The organism is Streptomyces yerevanensis, from assembly GCF_000716805.1.
Classification (GTDB): Bacteria; Actinomycetota; Actinomycetes; order Streptomycetales; family Streptomycetaceae; genus Streptomyces; species Streptomyces flaveus.
This window is the reverse complement of the sequence record NZ_JNWJ01000005.1, coordinates 160,169-180,562: the sequence shown is the minus strand read 5'-3', so window position 1 is coordinate 180,562 and position 20,394 is coordinate 160,169. Positions and strand designations below refer to the sequence as shown.

Genomic DNA, 20,394 nt, shown 5'->3' with positions numbered 1-20,394 from the left:
AAGGATCGCTCACGATGCGTTCATGAGCACGACGGGGGAGATCACGCGGGGCGCGATCGCGGCGTTCACGGGGGTGACGCCATGAGCGCGCGCCTGAGGGGCATCGCACGGCAGACGGAGGAGATCGTCGCGGCGGGTTCGTACCACGCGTCCGACGGGCGCGAGGTCTCGATCGCCGCGGCGGTGGCCGCCGCCCAGGAGGGCACGCGCATGTACGGGCCCGGTCCGGTGGACATTCCGCGGGCCGCTCCCGTACCCACGTTCTTCGAGGTCACGGGCGAGAGCAGTCTGGAGGCGGCCCGTCGGCTCACCGGCTCCGTACGGAGCACCGGCCCGGTCGCGGTCCTGAACTTCTCCTCGGCGCGCAACCCCGGCGGGGGCTATCTGAACGGCGCCCAGGCCCAGGAAGAGGCCCTGTGCCGGGCCTCCGCGCTGTACGCGTGCGTGCTGCGGGCACGCGAGTTCTACGACCATCACCGCGAACACCGCGACGCGTTCTACAGCGACCGGGTGATTCACTCACCGGCGGTGCCGGTCTTCCGCGACGACCGGGGACGCCTGCTCGACGAGCCGTACACCGTCGGCTTCCTGACCGCCGCCGCACCCAACGCCGGAGTCGTGCTGCGCACCACGCCGGAGCGTGTGGCTGAACTCCCGCGCGCCCTCGGGACCAGGGCCGAGCGGGTTCTGGAGACGGCCGTGGCGGGCGGCTACCGACGGCTGGTGCTCGGCGCCTGGGGATGCGGGGTGTTCCAGAACGATCCGGATCAGGTGGCGGGCGCGTTCCGTGCCCTGCTCGGCGACGGTGGCCGGTTCTCCGGCTCCTTCGAGCACGTCGTGTTCGGCGTGCTCGATCGCACGCGGGGGGCCGTGGTCCGGGGCGCTTTCGAGCGAGCGTTCGCCGGAGCCGGAGCCGGAGCCGGAGCCGGAGCCGGAGCCGGAGCCGCGACGGGCGCGGGGGCGGCGACGGGCACGGAGGCCACGCACGGCGTTCAGCGCCAGCCGTAGCGCTCCCGAAGCCGGTGCACCACGGAGTTGAACCGCATCCGGTCCAGTGCGCACGCCTCCCGCCGCATCCCTGCCTCATGGAGCCGCAGCACCCGGTCCACCGAAACCCACGAGTCGCGCCCCGACCGATCCCACGGCCCACTGCCGATCGGCACCCACTCGCGGGAGCCGTCGTGCCGCTTGCTGGACAACTGCACGGCGAGAAACGTACCGGCGGCCTCGCGTGCGACCACGAGCACCGGGCGGTCCTTGCCCCGGCCGTCGTTCTCCTCGAAGGGCACCCACGTCCAGACGATCTCCCCCGGATCGGGGTCGCCGTCGTGCGCGGGCGAGTACTCCGTGCGGACCCGCCCCACCTCGCGGGGCTCCGCCTCGGTGGTCGCCGAGGGCCCGTAGCGGCCGGGGACGTCGGAAGCATGGGCAGCGTCATCGGTGAAGGCAGTCACCCGAGTCACGGTAGAGCCCCCACGTAACCGCCCACCGAGCGGGGCGCCTACGAAGCGGCAGGCGGCCTGAACTCCCGTACAGCGCCGTCGAATTCAAGCGCCGGCCACTGCTCGTGCCACCGCAGGTCCGCCTCCAGCTGCGCGGCCAGCGACACGAGGAGCGGTTCGCTGTTCGCCGGGCCGAGGAGCTGCGCACCCACGGGCAGAGTGTCGTCGACGAAGCCCGCGGGGACGTTCACGCCGGGCCAGCCCAGTACGTTCCACGGCCAGGCGTACGGGCAGGCGGCGATCATGGCGCGGTCGGTGCCCAGACCGTTCAGCTGCGCGAGGGCGCCGATCCGCGGCGGGGGAGCAGCCGTCGTGGGCGCGAGCACCACGTCGTACGTCTCGAAGAGCGCGCCGATACGCCGGTGCAGCATCGCCTCCGCACGGCGCGCCAGCCGCAGCGGAGCCCCGCCGAGCAGCCGGCCCACGCGAGCCGTCTCACGCGTACGCCGGTCGAGCAGCTGGGGGTGGGGCGCCTCGCGCACCCGCTCGGCGATCCCGGCGGTGGCACGCGGGACGAACGTCAACCCGATCTGCCCGTACGCCGGATCGGCCTCCTCGACCTCGTGCCCGAGCGCGGTCAGCCGCTCCGCGAGCGCGACGACCCGCGCCCGTACATCCGGCCGCAGCCGCGCGGGGAACGCCGTGAACGGCGGCTTCAGCGACAGCGCGATCCGCAGCCGGCCCGGCTCCCGGCCCACCGCGTCCGACACGGACAGCGCGGGCGGCCGGTGCAGATCACGTGCGTGAGAGCCGCTCGCCGCGTCCAGGAGCAGCGCGGCGTCCTCGACGGTGCGGGCCAGCGTGCCGTTCACCGTGACCCCCTGGAAGGCCTCCGCGCGCGGCCAGGTCGAGATCCGGCCGCGCTGCGGCTTGATCCCGATCAGATGCGTCCACGAGGCCGGGATCCGTACCGAACCCGCGCCGTCCGAGCCCAGCGCGGCCGGCACAAGGCCCGCCGCGACCGCCGCCGCCGAACCGCCGGACGAGCCGCCCGGCGTGTGCCCGGTGTGCCACGGGTTGCGGGTCTCCCCGAAGGCGGGCCCCTCGGTGAACGGCCACTGCCCGAACTCGCAGGTGTTCGTCTTGCCCACGACGATCGCCCCGGCCGCCCGCAGCCTTCGTACCGCCTCGCCGTCCTCGGCCACCGGCTCGAACTCCCCGCGGCAGCCGAACGCCGTCGGCTCGCCCGCCACGTCCGTGTCGTCCTTCACCGCCACCGGCACCCCGAGCAACGGCCGCCGCACTCCCGCCGCCAGCTCCTTGTCCGCCGCCTCGGCCTCGGCGAGCGCCGCCTCGGCCCGCACCAGCCGGAACGCGTTCAACGTGCCCTGCGTCGCCTCGATCCTGGCCAGCGCCTCCTCGACCAGCTCGCGCGACGACACCTTGCCGTCGGCAAGGGCGCGAGCGCACTCAGCCAGCCCTGGGGCACGGTCGGGAGCCATACAGACACCTCCGGAAGCACAGTGATTACCGAACGGTAACCCCCAGGCTCGATTTCCGGTACAGGATGCGCAACTTCCCTCGTAAGCCAGGGGATTCCGTACGTGCTGCCGCGCCCCGGAGGCGAACCGAGACCCACAACAGGCGCCACGGAGGGCTTCTGGAAAGATGCGTTACGTCATGGTGCAGATACCGGAACAGCCCGCCCCGCCCCTGCCCGCGCAGCGCTCCGTGCCGACGAGCTCCGACGTTGCCCGCCTGGCGGGAGTCTCACGCGCGACCGTCTCCTACGTCCTGAACAACACGGGCGCCGTACGGATCAGCGAGCCCACGCGCCGCCGCGTCCATCAGGCCGCCAGGGACCTCGGATACGTTCCGCACGCCGCCGCCCGCAGCCTGCGCGCCGGGCACAGCCGCATGGTGCTGATGCCCGCGCCGACCGTGCCGGCGGGCCCGCTCTACAGCCAGTTCTTCAACGAACTCCAGTGGGCGCTCAGCCGCCTCGACTACACCGTCGTGCAGTACGGCAGTGTCGGCCTCCAGGGCGACGAGGCGGCCCGCGCCTGGGCGGAGCTGCGACCGGTCGCCGTCCTGGTGCCCGGCAGCGGACTCGGCCCGCAGGGCGTGGCCGTCCTCAAACGCTCCGGCGCGCGCGCCGTCGTCACGCTCGGACCCGAGCGCGTCGAGGGCGCCCACGCGCTGCTCATGGACCACAGCGTCGTCGGCCACTCAGCCGGCGCGCACTTGCTGGCCCGGGGCCGCCGCCGCGTCGGCGTCGTGATGCCCGAGGACCCCGAGCTGGAACTGTTCTCCAAGCCCCGGCTCGAAGGCGTACGACAGGCGCTGCACGGGAAGGACGCCACGGTGACCGAGGTGCCGCTGGCCTACGAGGAGGAGGCCGCGGCCCAACTCGCCAAGGGCTGGAGCTCCTTGGGCCTGGACGCCGTGTTCGCGTACAACGATGAGTACGCCATGCTCCTGATGAGCGCCCTGAAGGACGAGGGCATCCGCATCCCGGACGACACGGCCGTCATCGGCGCCGACGACCTGATGCTTGGCCGGCTGCTGCGTCCGCGCCTGAGCACCGTCCATATCGAGCTTCCGTCCGGACAGGAGCTCGCCGAACTGGTCGACCGCGCGGTGCGTGACTCGAGCGCCGCACCCGAAACGCACGGGGTACTGGGAGCGACCGTCGTACACCGTGCGTCCACCTGACAACTCGCGTACGTGGGAGGCGTGTTCATGCGGACCACGATCGGCATCATCGGTGGCGGCCCCGCCGGGCTGTTGCTCGCCCGGCTGCTGCACCGGGCAGGTCTTGACTGTGTCGTCCTGGAGAGCAGAACACGCGCGTACGTCGAGCAGCGCCAGCGGGCCGGAATGCTGGAGCAGGGCACGGTGGACGCGCTGCGCGAGTGCGGCGCCGCCGACCGGCTGGAGGTCGACGGCCTGGTCCACAACGGCATCGAGCTGCGCTTCGACCGCGAGCGGCACCACATCGACTTCCCGGTGCTCACCGGCGGCCGTACCGTCACGATCTACGCCCAGACGGAGATCGTGAAGGACCTCATCGCGCTCCAACTCGCCGACGGCCCCCAGCTGTTGTTCGAGGCGGAGGCCCTCGCGGTCGAGCGGCCGGAGAGCGACACACCCGCCGTACGCTTCGTACACCAAGGCCGTGAACAGACCCTCACCTGCGACTGGGTGATCGGCTGCGACGGCTTCCACGGCATCTCGCGCGACACGTTCCCGCCCGCCGTGAGCCGCACATACGAGCACGACTACCCGTACTCCTGGCTCGGCGTCCTGGCCGATGTGCCGCCCTCCTGCGAGGAGTTGATCTACGCGCGCGGCGAGGGAGGCTTCGCGCTGCACAGCATGCGCTCGTCATCGGTGTCGCGGCTGTATCTGCAGGTCCCCAACGACACGTCCCCGGACGACTGGCCGGACGACCGCATCTGGGACGAGCTGTCCGCCCGCTTCGCGATCGACGCCGACTGGCACCTGGAGCGTGGGCCGATCACCTCCAAGTCCGTTACGTCGATGAGGAGTTACGTACACGAGCCGATGCGTCACGGACGGCTGCTGCTCGCCGGGGACGCCGCGCACATCGTGCCGCCGACCGGCGCGAAGGGGCTCAACCTCGCGGTGTCCGACGTACGCGTCCTCGCCCGAGCCCTCATCGAGCTGCACCGCACCGGCTCGGCCCAACTCCTCGACCGCTACTCGGAGTTGTGCCTGGACCGGGTATGGCAGGCGACACGTTTCTCGTACGACATGACCCGGATGCTGCACACCGACCCGGACGGGGACGCCTTCGAACACCGGCTGCAACTCGCAAGGTTGCGCCGGATCACGGCGTCCCGCCCCGCGGCCGCGGAACTGGCTGCGAACTACACGGGGCTGCCGCTGCCTCTGCCGCTGTGAGTCGGCCCGGTCACTGCTCCGGCTGAGCCTGCTGCTCCTCGATGGACTTGCGGACTTCCTCCATGTCCAGCTTCCGGGCCTGTCCGATGACGTCCGTCAGCGCGGCCTCGGGCAGCGCCCCGGGCTGGGCGAAGATCGCCACCTGGTCGCGGACGATCATCAGCGTCGGAATCGACTGGATGTTGAAGGCCTGGGCCAGCTCCGGCTGAGCCTCGGTGTCCACCTTGCCGAAGACCAGGTCGGGGTTGGACTCCGCGGCCTTCTCGTAGACGGGCGCGAACTGCCGGCAGGGCCCGCACCAGGACGCCCAGAAGTCGATCAGGACGAATTCGTTGTCCGTGACCATCTGGTCGAAGTTGTCCTTGGTGAGCTCCACGGTGCTGCTCATGGCGTTGATTCCCACTTCCTGGTTTCGGGGCGTGGCCGCTGTGCACAACGGTGCCTGTCGGTGGCGTATTCCGCGCGCGTACCCGTGTGGCTTCGGCGCACACCACCCAGCAGACTGAGCTCATGAACCAGACTGGGCCCATGACGGAAACGGAAACCATCGCGTACGACGTCGTGGTGCTCGGAGCCGGTCCCGTGGGGGAGAACGTCGCCGACCGCACGCGCGCGGCCGGCCTCTCCACGGCGGTCGTGGAGAGCGAACTGGTCGGCGGCGAATGCTCGTACTGGGCGTGCATGCCCAGCAAGGCCCTGCTGCGCCCGGTGATCGCCCGGGCTGACGCACGCAGGGTGCCCGGCCTGCGGCAGTCCGTGCAGGGGCCCCTCGACGCCGCCGCGGTCCTCGCCCACCGGGACTACTACACCTCGAACTGGAAGGACGACGGCCAGATCGCATGGCTGGACAGCATCGGCGCCGACTTCTACCGCGGGCACGGGCGGCTCGCCGGGCCGCGCCGGGTCACGGTCGCCGGACCCGGGGGCGAGCAGCATGTGCTCACCGCCCGGCACGCCGTGGCCGTCTGCACCGGCAGCCGTGCCGTCGTGCCCGAACTGCCGGGAATCGCCGAGATCAAGCCGTGGACGAGCCGCGAAGCCACCAGTGCGCAGGCGGTGCCGGGCTCTCTCGTGGTCGTCGGCGGCGGTGTCGTCGGCGTCGAGATGGCCACTGCCTGGCAGGCCCTCGGCTCCCGGGTCACGGTTCTCGTCCGCGGCAAGGGCCTGCTGCCCCGCATGGAGCCCTTCGCCGGGGAACTGGTCGCCGAGGCGCTGATCGAGGCGGGCGCGGATGTGCGGACCGGCACGTCGGTGGAGTCGGTGACGCGGAACGGCTCGGCAGTCGTGGTCATGACGGACAAGGGCGACCGTATCGAGGCCGACGAGATCCTCTTCGCCACCGGCCGCGCTCCGCGCACCGACGACGTCGGCCTGGACACGGTCGGTCTGGAACCCGGCTCCTGGCTCACGGTCGACGACAGCTGCCTGGTGACGGGCAGCAAGTGGCTGTACGGAGTCGGGGACGTCAACCGCCGTGCGCTGCTGACCCACCAGGGCAAGTACCAGGCCCGTATCGCGGGCGCCGCGATCGCCGCGCGCGCCGCAGGCGTCCCCCTCCTGGAGTCCAACTCCTGGGGCGCCCACGCCGCGACCGCCGACCACGCCGCCGTCCCCCAGGTCGTCTTCACCGACCCGGAGGCCGCCGCGGTCGGCCTCTCCCTCGCCGAGGCCGAACAGGCCGGCCACCGCGTCCGCGCGGTCGACATCGACCTCGCCTCGGTAGCGGGCGCCGGCCTCTACGCCGACGGCTACCGCGGCCGGGCCCGCATGATCGTCGACCTCGACACCGAAACCCTCCGCGGCGTCACCTTCGTCGGCCCCGGCGTCAGCGAACTCCTCCACTCGGCGACGATCGCGGTGGCCGGGGAGGTGCCGGTTGACCGGCTCTGGCATGCGGTGCCGGCCTATCCGACGGTGAGTGAGGTGTGGTTGCGGTTGCTGGAGGCGTACAGGGGTTAGCAGCTGCCGCACGAAATCGAAAAGGTGGTGAGCGCATACGGAACAAAGCGATCGGGGAGGGAACAGGCACGGAGTTGCCGAACGGTTGCGGATCATCGTGGCTAGAGTGATCCCTCCCGTCACTTGAGCCGCTTGTCCGTGCCATGAGGTTCCGTGAAAGGTGAGGTGTTCCGTTGGGGGGAGCGAGGACACGGCTGCCCACCGTCGTCGTGCTCACGGCTTTGCCGGTGGAGTATGAGGCGGTGCGGCGGCATCTGAAGGATGTCCGCGAGGTCGGGTCACGGCAGGGCACCCGCTTCGACGTCGGGCGGATATCCGGCCTCGACTGGCAGATAGCACTGGCTGAGACGGGCCCCACCAACACCCGCGCCGCGCTCATCACCCAGCACGCCGTTGACCACTTCACCGCCGCCGCGGTCTTCTTCGTCGGCGTCGCCGCTGCTCTCAAGGACAACCTGCGCCTCGGTGACGTCGTCGTCGCCAGCAAGATCTACAGCTATCACGGCGGCCGCGAGAGCGAAGACGGGTTCAGCGCCCGGCCGGTGGCCTGGGAACCGGCGTACGACATGGACCAGTTGGTTCGCTCCGCCTGCCGCAACGGACCCTGGTCCTTCCTGGCGCCCGCCCCGCACCCCTCCGCGCAGCCCGACGTGCGCTTCGAACCGCTCACCTCGGGTGACGTACTGATCGATTGGCGCGATTCAGAGACGGTCCGCCGGATCCGAAGGCACTACAACGACGCCGTGGCCGTCGACATGGAGAGCCACGGGGCCGCCCAGGCAGCCAGGATGCACCACGGCGTGCACATGCTGACTGTCCGCGGCATCAGCGACTTCGCGGACGGCGAGAAGGCGGTGGCCGACGCTCGGGGGTCCCAGCGGACGGCGTCGCGGCACGCCGCCGCCTTCGCGCTCCGGGTGCTGCGCGATCTCCGGCCCGCCGGGCAGCCGCCGCCGTCGACGGCGGACGAAGAGCCGCCGCGGCGCCCCGCGGCCGTCGTGGTGACCGGTCCCGGCCGGGACACCGGCCGTAAGACCTGGGAGAGCCAGCCCGTGGTCGAGGCCGGAGGCCAGGAGTACCTCCTTTACGAAGGACCGGGTGACCTGCTCCACGAGTCGCGTGATGGCGACGTGGTCCGCCGTCAGGCTAGGGCGCGGCTCGTGCCGGACCGTAACACTCGTGGTACTTATGTCTGGCTGCGCCAGGTGGAGTTGCTGCGACCGGAGCGCGGCTCGGGCCTCACCCCCCTGTCGGCGCTGGAGCGGGAGGCAGAGCTGTGCCGCGATTTCCGTGGACCCGAGGTCGTGTATCTAGGTCGCCAGCGGAACACGGCGACCCTCGCCCTGGAGTGGCCGGCGGACGCCAAGTCGGGGCGCCCGCTGGACACCCTGCGCGAGCTGTTGCCCGAGCCCTCAGCCCCACCGGACCCCTTGCGGCTGCACCTGACCGTGCAGGGTCTTGCCGCGGTTGCGGAGCTCCTCGGCCGGTTGCACGGCAAGGGGTGCTCCCACCGGGCGCTCCGGCCGACCGCGGTCGTCATGGACCGGCCCCGAATGGTGTTGCGTGACCTCGGACTCGCCGCCGTTCCGCCGCGTCCGGGGGAGAACGCGGGGCCTTACCAGGCTCCCGAGCAGCGGCACGGCGCGGCCGTCCGCCCCGGCCCCGCCACCGACGTCTACCAGCTCGGAGCACTGCTGCAGCATGCGGTGACCGGTCGGCCACCCGCTCCCGGGCTGCCGCCGTACCGCCCGGCCGGCTCTGTGCCGCCCCGCCTCGCGCAGGCGGTCGTCGACGCGTTGCAGCAGGACCCCGCCGCCCGCCCCGGCATCCGCGACCTCCGGCTGGAACTGCTGGCCGCCGCCCGCGAGCTGCCACTCGTCCGCTGAAACTCGCTGAGGAGCGCCGAATGTCCCTCGCCACCGTCGCCCTGCGTGCCCCGCTGGTGCTCATACCGGGGTTCTCGCTCGACGACCAGCTGCGCAAGAAAGGGGAGACCTGTGCGGGGCTGCCATCTTCGGTCGGCATGGTCGCACACGATCTGAACCAGCTCCACAGCGGCGCGGCTGTGCTGCTTGATCCAGGACGCGCCAACTACTCGCCGAGCCTCCTGGTCCATACCCGCACCTATCGGCTGCGGCTCGAACCGACGAAGCGGGGCACCGGCTACCTCGTCAAGTCCATAGATCCCCTGCGGCTGTCCGACCATGCAAGACTCTCCAGGTCCTGCCTTCTGGTGCGCCCGCCCCATTGGCAGATGGTCCTCGAACTGAGAGCTGTGCCGGACGGCTCGGGTGCCCAGTGGCAGGACATCGCGACGGCCTGGGAACGCCTCGGCACGGCCCAAGCCGAGAAGCACGAGGTCCCAGCGATCAGCGAAGTCCAGGCGGAGTTCCTCGGCACCGTGGACCGCCTGATCGATGCCACCGAGGAGATCACCACTCGGGAGCAGCGCAATGCGGCACCTTTTCCCTACCGCGCGATCTCGGCCACCGGCGGTAAGCGGAACACCCCACGCGCGATGTACGAGTTCCAACTCGTCGGACGAGACCTCCCGCCACCGGGATCATTCGTCCGGATCCAGGGTGAGGAGGAGGCCCGCGGACAGGTGAACCGGGCCGAGGGACGGTCCGTCACCGTCCGCTTCGACCAGCCCGTCTCATGGGACAAGCTGCCACAGCAAGGAGCCCTGGAAATCACGCCGAGCACCGTCGTCTTCCAGAAACAGCGGCAGGCCGTGGCGGGATTCCGCTCCCGGGACACCAAGAACTCCGGGCTACTTCCTGCCCTGGTAGAACACCAGGTGCGCGACATCCCCGCCACTGCGATGCTGCCGCGACAGGAACTCGATCCCGAGCAATTGGCAGCCTTCCGCAGGGCACTGACCACCGAGGACCTGCTCGTGGTGCTCGGGCCGCCCGGCACAGGCAAGACCCGGACCATCACCGAGATCGCGCACACCTGCGCGACCGCCGGTGCCCTGGGCGGCGGCCGGACCCTTGTCACGTCCCACACCAACCGTGCCGTGGACAATGTGCTGGCCCGGCTGCCGGACGATCTGGTGGTGATCCGGGTCGGAGTCGAGGACAAGGTCCACGAGGACGTAAAGCCGTTGCTCCTGGAGTGGCAGACGGAGAGTCTCTCCCAGGAGATCCACCACACCACGACCGCGCGCGAACAGGCCTACCGGGACGCGGAGGCCGCTCAGCCGTGGACCACCGAACTCGCCGTTCGCCTCGACCACGTCGACGCTCTTGTCCAGGACGAGAAGACGGCGGCTCTGCGGCTCGATGCATCGATTCAGGCAGTCGCGGCGCCTCACCAGGAGCGCCTGACAGAGCTGCAACGGCAACAGGCCGACCAGGAGGCAGTGAGAGACCGGCTTGACCAGCGCTCCGCGGAGGTCCAGGCAAAGCTGCGTTCCGCGCGGGAGCGATCTGACGCTTGGCCGACCGGCTGGTTCCACCGGTCCATGGCGCGTCGCCGGGAACGACAGCTCGGCGAAGTGCGGGACGGGGTGCTACAGGTCGGGGTGCGGCTGACGGGCCTTCAGGAAGGGGTCGAAGCGGCGCGTACCGATCTGGACCGGGCCGTGCGCGAAGACCCCGCCGTCCGCACCGCCCGGGACACCCGGGAGAAGGTGGCCCAGACCCTGCAAGCCGGCATCCAAGAGGCATACATAGCGGCCGACATGGCGCTTGCGGCCCTGTCCGCCGTGATACCCGGGCAGCCCCAGCCCGCCCGCCGGCGGGATCCGGCCGAGGCCGCCGCCGTGCTGCACGACCTGCATGGCCGGCTCGAGCAGTGGCTGCCCTTGATTGCCGAGCGCCGGAAGCTGGCCGAGCAGTGGCACGCCGCCGTCGTACAGGATCCGGGGCAGCTGGTCCCCGAACTCGTCCGCTATGCCCAAGTGGTCGGCGCCACTTGCATCGGAGCCGCGTCCCGTGCCGAACTGTCCGGTGTCGACTTCGACTTGGGGATCATTGACGAAGCCGGGCAGATCGGGGTGGCGGACGCGCTGGTGCCGCTGAGCCGGGTCCGCCGTGGGGTCCTGGTCGGCGACGACCGCCAACTGCCTCCGTTTCTCGACTCGGAGGTGGAGGACTGGGGCGAGGGCATCGGCGACCCCGCACTGCTGCGCCTGATGTCCCAGAGCGCCCTGGAACGGCTGAGGTCCGGGCTGCCCGCCTCCCACGTCGTCCAGCTGACCCGGCAGCGCCGCATGCCGGCTGAGATCGCCGACTTCATCTCGTACGCCTTCTACCAGGGCCGGCTGCTCACCGAGAAGGAACACCGGCACACCGATCCGTTGTTCGCGAGTCCGATGGCCTTCGTCGACACCTCTGCACAGCCCGACCGTGTGCGGTACGAATCGGGCGGCCGACTCGCCGAGAATCGGTACGGCCGCAAAGGCTTCTTCAACGCCTGCGAAGCCCGCCTACTGGCCCGCCTTGCCGCCTTCTATCACCGGCGCGGGTCCGAGTGGGTGGTGATCGTCCCTTACCTCGCGCAGCGCGCGGCGGTCATCCGGGAACTCATCCCGCTGATCGGCGACTCTCAGCTGGCAAACGCCTCAGTCGGCAGCGTCGACTCCTACCAGGGTGGGGAGTGCGAGGTCGTTCTGTACGGCTTCACCCGCAGTAACCCACGCGGCCAGATCGGCTTCCTCAAGGAACTGCGCCGTGCCAATGTCGCCTTCAGCCGCGCGCAGCGCCAGCTGGTGATGACCGGCGATCTGAGTACGCTGCTCCGCGCGGACGACCCGGACTTCCGCAGGATGGCCGACGATCTGCACCGGCACCTCAACAGCCGTGGCGACCTGCGCACTTACCAGGATGTGATGGACCGACTGCGTGCGGCGGCCCCGGATCCGGAAGGAGACGGGACGTGACCACCGCCCCGCGCCTGATGCCGTTTCCCGAGGAACGGGTTCTGGAGGATGCCGCCTTCGGCCACGGCATCGTCCCCACACGTCTGCATGCCCTGCTGCTGCCCGTCTGGGAGGCGGAAGTCCGTGCCGACATCACCGAAGGGGAGGACTTCGCCCTCATCGACCGCTTCCTGGAGCGCGGCCTGCGCCACGGCGCCCTGCACACGATCGACGAACTGGCCGCGTTCTTCGTCCTGGACAACGCCCTGGTGGCGCAGGCCGTACGTTTCCTGATGGCGATCGGCCACATTGAGGAGCACGAGGGTCGCCTCTCCCTGACGCCGCTCGGGACGCGCTCCGTGGACGACGACATCCGCTATGTGCTCACCCGCGAGGACCGCCGCAAGCTCTACTTCGAAGCGCTGAGCTGCACCCCGCTGACCCGAGCCCACTATGACGCGGAGACCGTGACACTGCTGTCCGGCGAGGACCTGGACGGGGTGCTGAGCAGCGAGCGGTATCCCCGCTTCACGCCCATCAGCGTGACGTCCGGCTTCGACCGCACGGCACTCGACCGCCTCAACCACCGGCAGGACAAGGCCCGTTTCAATCTGCCGGTCGCCCTGGAGGGGATACGAAGTCTGGGCGAGGAAATCGTCTACCTTCCCGTCTACCTCGTACGCGGCCATGGCGAACTGCTGGTGTACGGCCAGGCAGGCGCTGGATCCACACCCGACCCGGAGCTCAGTGAACTCTGCGCCCAGATCCCGCAGTTGACCAGTGCCCTGGACAACGAAGAACAACCGGACTCGGCGGATGAACGCACCGTGAGATCGGCCGAGAACTGGCTTCGACAGCAAGGTCTGGACGCGATCAGCCCGGAACGGGACGACGACGGGACCTGGTTCGTCCTCCTGCCCTCCACTGCCTTCGGTGAGAACGGCCTACCGGTGTCCCGCGTCGGCTCATACCGCATGGCAGGCACCCGCTTCTTCCGCTTGTGGTGCCCGGACGCCAACCTGCGCAAGCGTGCTCTGCTGGCTCGATTGGACCAGCGCCTCGGAGCCCGGCGGCACGTCACCCACGAGGAAGCGAGCGAACTCGTCGCCCGTCTGGCGCGCCAGCTGCGGCTCGAAGCTCCCAGCCTTTCCCAGCTGCGTCGTGGAGCCGAGAAGATTGGCCTGCGGGGCCTGGCGGCTCAACTCGCCCGACTCGAGAAAGAACAGCATTGATCGACACTGGTCAGCTCCTGCTCGCCGAATACGAACAGGTCAAGCAGGAACAGCGGGCCCGCATCGGCTTTCGCGACAACCTCTTGTATGCCACGCTTGGCGTCATGGCAGCTGTCATCGGCTCCGCACTGGCCCGCGCCGGTCATGTCGAAATGCTCCTACTGCTGCCCCCGCTCTCGGTGCTCCTCGGCTGGACCTATCTGGTCAACGACGAAAAGATCTCGGCGATCGGTCGCTACGTGCGGGACGAACTGGCCCCGCGGCTCAAGGAACTCGCGCCGGGCAATCCCGAGGTTTTCGGCTGGGAATCGGCGCACCGCAGCGACCACCGCCGCCACTCACGAAAGCAGATCCAGCTCGCCGTGGATCTGCTGGCGTTCTGCGTGGCTCCCCTCGCCGCCCTCGTCGTGTACTGGGCGCTCGGCTCGCTGCACTGGCCGCTGCTCGTGGTTTCGGCGGCAGAGCTGGCCGCAGTCATCGCACTCGCTCACCAGATCGTTCGCTATGCCGACCTGGGCCACTGACAGCCCTTGAGGAAGAGCAATGCGAAATAGGGCACATCGGCCTGATGCCCTCGTCCCATCTCCCGCCCATCGAAGCTGAGTTGTGCGGGCGGTCTCCTCCGCTTCGACTGGGGCCACCGTTCGGCTTGCGCCTCTTCCGGCGACGGAAGAAGCCATCGCGTCAGCATGCCAAGCTGGACCGCACTACGCGAGCCGGGTTCCTCCCTATGGGTACCTGCAGGTCCGGTGACCAGCGACCTCACCGGTGTGACCCATGCCACACGCGCGCCCGGGAACTCCCCGCTCCCTCCGGCCGACTACTGGACCGCCGCGACCGAACACGGCCGCACGGCCCGTCCCCGCACCACCGGAGAAGCCCGCCGATGACCACCGCTCCCTCGACCGAGACGGATGACTCCCCGGACCCGGAATCCCCGGATTCCCCGGAATCCGGCACCCCCGCGCCGCGGCGCAGTGTCTGGGCGCCGCTGCGCCCCTTGGTGCTGCGGCTGCACTTCTACGCCGGAGTGCTCGTCGCCCCGTTCCTGCTCGTCGCCGCCACGACCGGGCTGCTGTACGCGGCCTCGTTCCAGGCCGAGAAGATCCTGTACGCGCATGAGATGACCGTCCCCGTGGGCGAGAGCAAGCTGCCGATCTCCGAGCAGGTGGCCGCCGCGCGCGAAGAGCACCCGCAGGGCACCGTCGCCGCCATATGGCCCTCACCGGAGGCGGACGCGAGCACCAGGGTGCTGCTGTCCGGGGTCCCGGGCGTCGACCCGGAGCACAAGCTCGCCGTGTTCGTCGACCCGTACACCGCGGAGGTGCGCGGCGCACTCGAGCAGTACGGATCCACCGGCGCGCTGCCGCTGCGCACCTGGATCAGCGAGTTCCACCGCAATCTGCACCTCGGCGAGACCGGCCGGCTCTACAGCGAACTGGCGGCCAGCTGGCTGTGGGTGATCGCGGGCGGCGGTCTGGTGCTGTGGTTCAGCCGCCGTCGTAAGCAGCGGAAGGTGCGCGGCACCAGCGGTCGCCGCCGCACACTGGGCCTGCACGGCACGGTCGGCGTCTGGGCGGCGGCCGGGTTCTTCTTCCTGTCGGCCACGGGCCTGACCTGGTCCGCGTACGCCGGATCCCACATCGACGCCTTGCGCACCTCCCTCAACCAGGCCACGCCCTCCGTGTCGGCGTCGGCGGGCGGTGAGCACGCCGAGCACGAGTCCTCCTCCGCCGGGGGAGATGCCGACCACGGCGTCGGCCTCGACAAGGTTCTCGCGGCCGGACGCGCCGAAGGGCTGGGCGACCCGGTGGAGATCGTGCCGCCGGCCGACGCCTCGTCCGCGTACGTCGTGCAGCAGGTCCAGCGCAGCTGGCCCACCAAGCAGGACGCGGTCGCCGTGAACCCGACGAACGGCCAGGTCACGGACGTGGTGCGGTTCGCCGACTACCCGGTCCTCGCGAAGCTGAGCCGCTGGGGCATCGACGCGCACACCGGCGTCCTGTTCGGCATCGTCAACCAGATCGCGTTGATGGGCCTAGCGCTTTGCCTGATCCTGCTCATCCTGTGGGGCTACCGCATGTGGTGGCAACGCGGCCGCGCCTCCGCCTTCGGCCGCCCCATCCCACGCGGCGCCTGGCAACAGGTCCCGCCGTACGTCCTCGTCCCCCTGATGGCGACCGTCGCCGTGGTCGGCTACTTCGTACCGCTCCTCGGCATCCCGCTGGCGGCCTTCATCGCCGTGGACGTGGTGCTGGGGGAGATCGCTTACCGACGCGGAAAGCGGACGTACGCGCGGTAGTTGTGGCCAAGGGTTCGGCCGTCGCCGAAGAACGGACCGCGAGTCGGTTGTTGAGGAAGACTTGTTCGCGAAGGGATGTTCGCGAACAAGTCTTCCGGAAGAGTTCTTCGCGTTCTACGCTGCGCGCCATGGCGGATGACGGCACGACCAACATCACCCTCGACACGGCCGCGCTGCGCGTACTGGCGCACCCCACGCGGCTCGCGTTGCTGAACCGGCTGCGACAGCAAGGACCGGCCACCGTGCGGCAGTTGGCCGCGCGCTTCGAGCTGGATTCCGGTGCGGCCAGCTACCATCTGCGGCGGCTCGCGGCGGGCGGGCTCATCGAGGAGGACACGGAGCGGGGGACGAAGCGGGACCGCTGGTGGCGTGCGCTGCACCGGATCTCGCTGCACGATCCGGCCACGTCACCGGACGCCGCCGCCAGTCGGGCGTACGCGCAGGCCGTGGCCCTGGCCGACGGGGAGATGTTGCGCAGGGCGGCCGCCGAGGTGGTGCCGGTCATGCCCGACGAGTGGTTCGCCGTCAGCGGGTTCATGAGTTACATGCTGCATCTGACACCCGGTGAACTCGACGCCATGAAGGGTGAGTTGGCGGGCGTGGTCGAGCGGTACCGCGATCAGCAGGCCACGATAGGTTCCGAACGGGTCGCCGTAAACCTTCAGTTGTTCCCGTTGCTCGACGACGAGGCATGACCGCCCGACCCGCCTTCCGCGACCCGAACGTCCTGCGCTGGCTCGGCGCCTACACCACGTCGGTCACCGGCGACGTCGCCTACTACCTGGCCCTGACCTGGGCCACCGCCCGGGCCGCCGGTCCCGCCCAGGTCGGCGCCGTTCTCGCCGTCGGGGCCATACCCCGCGCCGTCCTCATGCTCGGCGGCGGCGTGCTCGCCGACCGCTTCGGCCCACGCCGCGTTCTCCTTGCCAGCGACGTCGTACGGTGCGTGGTGGTACTCGGCGCCGCCGCCCTGACCTGGACCGACGGCCCTCTACTGTGGCCGCTGTACGTCCTGGCCCTGCTCTTCGGCGTCGTCGACTCAGTCTTCATGCCGGCGGTGGGCGCCCTCCCGCCAAGGCTCACGGACCAAGGTCAGCTGGCCCGGGTACAGGGGATGCGGGTGCTGGCGGTGCGCTTCAGCAACGCGGTCGGGCCGCTGATCGCGTCCTTCGTGCTGGCGGTTCAGGGTGTTGCGGGGGCGTTCGCCGTGGTGGGGGTGCTGTTCGGGGTGTCGGTGGTGTTGCTGTGGGCGGTGCGGGTGGGTCCGGTGGCCGGGGTGAGGGCCGGGCGGGATGCGGATGCCGGACGGCCCTTGTTGGACGACTTGCGGGATGGCCTCCGTCACCTGCGCGGCCATCAGCGGCTGCGCCGTCTGGTCTGGGTGATCGCACTCGGCGAGATGTGTTTCAGCGGCCCGCTGATGACCGGGCTCGTGCTGCTTGCCGACGAGCAGGGCTGGGGCACTGCCGCGCTCGGCTGGATTCTGACCGCGTTCAGTGTCGGCGGAGCTGTGAGTGCGCTGACGATGGCGGTCGCGCGCCACGTGCCCGGCGCCGGGGCCGTACTGGCGGGATCGTTGCTCATAACCGCCGCAGTGGTCGCGGCGCTGGGCCGGACCGGCACACCCGGAAGCGCCATCGCGCTGGGCGGGCTGCTCGGCGTCGTCAGCGGTGTCGCGATGGTGCTCGGCAATGCCCTACTGCAAAAAGAGGCCGAGCCCCGGTACCTGGGGCGCGTCACCTCGGTGACGACCCTCTGCACCTTGGGGCTCAGCCCTCTTCTCTACCCGCTCACCGGCCTCGTCGCCGCGGCCTGGGGCACGGCGACCTTCTTCGCGGGGTGTGGCGTGATCTGCGTACTGGCGGCTGCGACCGCGCTCACGCCGCCCCTGCGCGGCGCGCGCCTTTGAGGACGCTCACAGCGACTCGAAATCCCCAGCGAGAGCCGACGCGAGCCGCATGTGAGGTTCCGCCTCCTCGTGCCGCCCCTGCCGCTCGAGCGTGCGGCCGAGCATCAGCCGGGCATAGTGCTCCACCGGGTCACGCTCGACGAGTACCCGCAACTGGGCCTCGGCGCGGTGGAGTTGGGCCGAGTGGTAGTACGCGCGGGCCAGCAGGAGACGCGGTCCGACCTGCTCCGGCACCTCCTCGACCAGTCCGTCCAGGATCCGCGCTGCCGCGGTGTACTCCTTGGCGTCGAAGAACATCCGGGCGCGCTCCCAGCGCTCCGCGGCCGTCCCGTGGTCGTAGTACGTCGTGTTCACTTCGGCCTCCTTCGACGACCACAACGGCCCAGTTTTATTGAATATTCCACGACCCTGCTCAGTGTCCACACGTGAGCTGCTGTACGGCACACGCGACCTGACGGAGAGGCCCCCGCGGGTCTAGGTTGTGCGCCATGAGCAATCTTGATCGCGAGGCAGTTCCCGCTCTCTGTGGTGGCCGGGGTTTCGTGGTGGCCGAGCCGGTGCGGGAACTCCTCAGTCCGCGCAAGGTCAAGCTCGGCGAGTCCAGTGAAGTTCGGCGGCTGCTGCCCAACCTGGGTCGACGTATGGTCGGCGCCTGGTGCTTCGTCGATCACTACGGGCCCGACGACATCGCCGACGAGCCCGGTATGCAGGTGCCGCCGCATCCGCACATGGGACTGCAGACCGTCAGCTGGCTGCACGAGGGCGAGGTGCTGCACCGCGACTCCACCGGCAGCCTTCAGGCGATCCGCCCGCGCGAACTCGGCCTGATGACGTCCGGCCGGGCCATCAGCCACTCCGAGGAGAGCCCGCGCTCGCACGCCCGCTTTCTGCACGGTGCGCAGCTGTGGGTGGCGCTGCCCGACACCCACCGCCACACCGACCCGCTCTTCGAGCACCACGCCGAACTGCCCGTCGTCACCGCCCCCGGCCTCAGAGCCACACTGATCCTCGGCTCGGTCGACGGCGCCGCCTCACCCGGCACGACGTACACCCCGATCGTCGGCGCCGATCTCGCGCTCGACCATGGCAGTGACGTACGCCTGCCGCTGGAGCCGGACTTCGAGTACGCCGTCCTGTCCATGTCCGGCGAGGCCCACGTGGACGGCGTACCGCTGCTGCCCGGCTCCATGCTCTACCTCGGCTGCGGCCGCTCCGAACTGCCCCTGCGCGCCGAGTCGGACGCGGGTCTGATGCTCCTCGGCGGTGAGCCCTTCGAGGAGGAGCTGATCATGTGGTGGAACTTCATCGGGCGTACGCAGGCCGACATCGAGCAGGCCCGCTCGGACTGGGTGGCGGGCTCGCGCTTCGGTGAGGTGAAGGGGTACGACGGCGATCCGCTGGCCGCTCCCGAACTGCCGCCGGTGCCGCTGAAGCCGCGGGGAAGGGTGCGCTGAACCGGGAGGAACCGGCAGGCGCGTCAAGCCCGCCCATGCGCTTCCTGCGAGCGTCGTGACAGTGAGTCGATGACCACCGCGGCGAAGAGCACCCCGCCCGTGATCATGAACTGGACGGCGGCGGGGGTGTCCGTGATGGCCATGCCCGAGGCGATCGACTGGATGACCAGCATGCCGAGCACCGCTGACCAGGTCGTACCCCGTCCTCCGAACAGGCTGGTGCCACCGATGACGGCTGCGGCGATGGCATTGAGCAGCAGGATGCTCGAGCCCGAACCCTGGCTCACCGAAGTGATGCGCGAGGCCAGGAACAGGCCGCCGACCGCGGCCATGGTGCCCGAGACCGCGAGCACCGCGGTCTGCACCCGCGCCACGCTGAGGCTGGCGCGACGGGCTGCCTCGACACCGCCGCCGAGCGCGTAGACCTGCCGCCCGTAGCGCGTGCGGCGGAGAATGACGTCGAGGACGGCCACTACCACGAGGAAGACCAGGAGGGCGAGCGGCAGCCCCTGGAACCGGTTGAGCAGATAAGCAGAGGTGAACGCGATCACCGCGAGGCCTCCCGTGCGCACCGCTGTTTCCTTGAGTGAGCGGTGCGGCATGTCGGCGGCTTTGCGGCGCCGCCTGTCCAGGTAGGACATGAGGAAGACGAGGCCCACGCCGACTGCCGCCAGACCGTAGGCGGCGGCGTCGTTGGTGAAGTAATGGCTGGTCAGCTTGGCGACGAGCCCGTTCTCGTCGAGGTTGACGGTGGCGCTGGTCCCGAGGACGTAGAGCATGAGGCCGTTCCAGGTGAGCAGCCCGGCGAGTGTGACGACGAACGCCGGCACCCGGGTCCTGGCGAAGGAGAAGCCCTGGACGGTTCCCGCCACGGTGCCCGCGAGTACTCCGACGATGAGGGCCAGCCATTCCGGCACGCCGTTGTTCACGTTCAGAACGGCGAAGACGGCCGCCGCGAGGGCGCTGATCGAGCCGACCGACAGATCGAGCTCGCCGAGCAGCAGCACGAAGACGAGGCCGACCGCGATCAGACCCGTGCCCACGATGTCCACGCTGAGATTGGACAGGTTCCGGGGTGAGAGGAAGTTCTCGTTGAGGGACTGGAAGGTGATCCAGACCGCGGCGAGGACGAGGACGATGGGGAGCGAGCCCACTTCGCCGGTGCTCAGCCTGCGCCGGAAGGCGGCGACCCAGTTCTCCACGGCCCGGGCGACGGCCCGCCCGCGGTGTGGCCGACGGGCCTCGGAGGTGGGTGTGGCGGGTTCGGTCCGTGTCTCTTTGTCCGCCATGTCGTGCATCGCT

General features: G+C 70.2%; 17 protein-coding genes. 12 read left to right on the top strand and 5 right to left on the bottom strand.

Translation table 11 applies throughout. The features are described from left to right. Positions 1-81 precede the first annotated feature (81 nt). On the top strand, positions 82-1,008 hold the full coding sequence (locus tag OP79_RS06885) for a TIGR02452 family protein (RefSeq protein ID WP_078491648.1): 927 nt from the start codon (positions 82-84) through the stop codon (positions 1,006-1,008). On the opposite strand, the gene OP79_RS06880 is transcribed toward OP79_RS06885, so the two are convergent. Then, complete coding sequence (locus OP79_RS06880) at positions 993-1,454, bottom strand: type II toxin-antitoxin system PemK/MazF family toxin (RefSeq protein WP_033319073.1); 462 nt, start codon at positions 1,452-1,454, stop codon at positions 993-995. The genes OP79_RS06885 and OP79_RS06880 overlap by 16 nt on opposite strands. Before the next feature lie 47 nt (positions 1,455-1,501). Then, positions 1,502-2,944, bottom strand: a complete 1,443-nt coding sequence (locus OP79_RS06875) for an amidase (RefSeq protein ID WP_051744454.1) — start codon at positions 2,942-2,944, stop codon at positions 1,502-1,504. A gap of 178 nt (positions 2,945-3,122) precedes the next feature. Between OP79_RS06875 and OP79_RS06870 the strand changes: the two genes are divergently transcribed. Next, positions 3,123-4,157: a LacI family DNA-binding transcriptional regulator gene (locus tag OP79_RS06870; RefSeq protein WP_033319177.1), complete on the top strand. Its 1,035-nt coding sequence runs from the start codon at positions 3,123-3,125 to the stop codon at positions 4,155-4,157. Between the two features lie 27 nt (positions 4,158-4,184). Beyond that, on the top strand, positions 4,185-5,369 hold the full coding sequence (locus OP79_RS06865) for a 4-hydroxybenzoate 3-monooxygenase (RefSeq protein ID WP_033319072.1): 1,185 nt from the start codon (positions 4,185-4,187) through the stop codon (positions 5,367-5,369). 10 nt (positions 5,370-5,379) lie between these two features. On the opposite strand, the gene trxA is transcribed toward OP79_RS06865, so the two are convergent. After that, the gene (gene trxA / locus OP79_RS06860) at positions 5,380-5,757 is read right to left on the bottom strand and encodes a thioredoxin (protein ID WP_033319071.1); all 378 of its coding nucleotides are present in this window, start codon (positions 5,755-5,757) and stop codon (positions 5,380-5,382) included. Positions 5,758-5,897: 140 nt separating this feature from the next. Between trxA and OP79_RS06855 the strand changes: the two genes are divergently transcribed. From OP79_RS06855 to OP79_RS06820, 8 genes are all read left to right on the top strand, one after another. Next, positions 5,898-7,328 (top strand): dihydrolipoyl dehydrogenase family protein, encoded by a 1,431-nt coding sequence (locus tag OP79_RS06855; protein ID WP_033319070.1) that lies wholly within the window; start codon positions 5,898-5,900, stop codon positions 7,326-7,328. A 173-nt stretch (positions 7,329-7,501) separates the two neighbouring features. Further along, positions 7,502-9,214, top strand: a complete 1,713-nt coding sequence (locus tag OP79_RS50355) for a phosphorylase family protein (RefSeq protein ID WP_078491647.1) — start codon at positions 7,502-7,504, stop codon at positions 9,212-9,214. Between the two features lie 20 nt (positions 9,215-9,234). Further along, positions 9,235-12,216, top strand: coding sequence for a DEAD/DEAH box helicase (locus OP79_RS06845; RefSeq protein WP_033319069.1), 2,982 nt, complete (start codon positions 9,235-9,237; stop codon positions 12,214-12,216). Further along, positions 12,213-13,427, top strand: a complete 1,215-nt coding sequence (locus tag OP79_RS06840) for a hypothetical protein (protein ID WP_033319068.1) — start codon at positions 12,213-12,215, stop codon at positions 13,425-13,427. The genes OP79_RS06845 and OP79_RS06840 overlap by 4 nt, the downstream gene beginning before the upstream one ends. Continuing rightward, complete coding sequence (locus OP79_RS06835) at positions 13,424-13,951, top strand: hypothetical protein (RefSeq protein WP_033319067.1); 528 nt, start codon at positions 13,424-13,426, stop codon at positions 13,949-13,951. The genes OP79_RS06840 and OP79_RS06835 overlap by 4 nt, the downstream gene beginning before the upstream one ends. 362 nt (positions 13,952-14,313) lie before the next feature. Then, positions 14,314-15,729 (top strand): PepSY-associated TM helix domain-containing protein, encoded by a 1,416-nt coding sequence (locus OP79_RS06830; RefSeq protein ID WP_033319066.1) that lies wholly within the window; start codon positions 14,314-14,316, stop codon positions 15,727-15,729. A gap of 128 nt (positions 15,730-15,857) precedes the next feature. Continuing rightward, a complete protein-coding gene (locus tag OP79_RS06825) occupies positions 15,858-16,424 on the top strand; it encodes an ArsR/SmtB family transcription factor (protein WP_033319065.1) in 567 nt (188 codons plus the stop codon). Beyond that, entirely contained in the window at positions 16,421-17,638 is a 1,218-nt protein-coding gene (locus tag OP79_RS06820) for an MFS transporter (protein ID WP_033319064.1), read from the top strand. The genes OP79_RS06825 and OP79_RS06820 overlap by 4 nt, the downstream gene beginning before the upstream one ends. Positions 17,639-17,644: 6 nt before the next feature. Here OP79_RS06820 and OP79_RS06815 read toward each other — a convergent pair whose 3' ends face one another. Then, positions 17,645-17,992 (bottom strand): tetratricopeptide repeat protein, encoded by a 348-nt coding sequence (locus tag OP79_RS06815; protein ID WP_033319063.1) that lies wholly within the window; start codon positions 17,990-17,992, stop codon positions 17,645-17,647. A 134-nt stretch (positions 17,993-18,126) separates the two neighbouring features. On the opposite strand from OP79_RS06815, the gene OP79_RS06810 reads away from it, so the two are divergent. Then, positions 18,127-19,092 carry a pirin family protein gene (locus OP79_RS06810; protein ID WP_033319062.1) on the top strand — a complete coding sequence of 322 codons (966 nt, stop codon included), beginning with the start codon at positions 18,127-18,129 and terminating at the stop codon, positions 19,090-19,092. Between the two features lie 23 nt (positions 19,093-19,115). Here OP79_RS06810 and OP79_RS06805 read toward each other — a convergent pair whose 3' ends face one another. Further along, the gene (locus OP79_RS06805) at positions 19,116-20,390 is read right to left on the bottom strand and encodes a sugar ABC transporter permease (RefSeq protein ID WP_033319175.1); all 1,275 of its coding nucleotides are present in this window, start codon (positions 20,388-20,390) and stop codon (positions 19,116-19,118) included. Positions 20,391-20,394 lie beyond the last annotated feature (4 nt).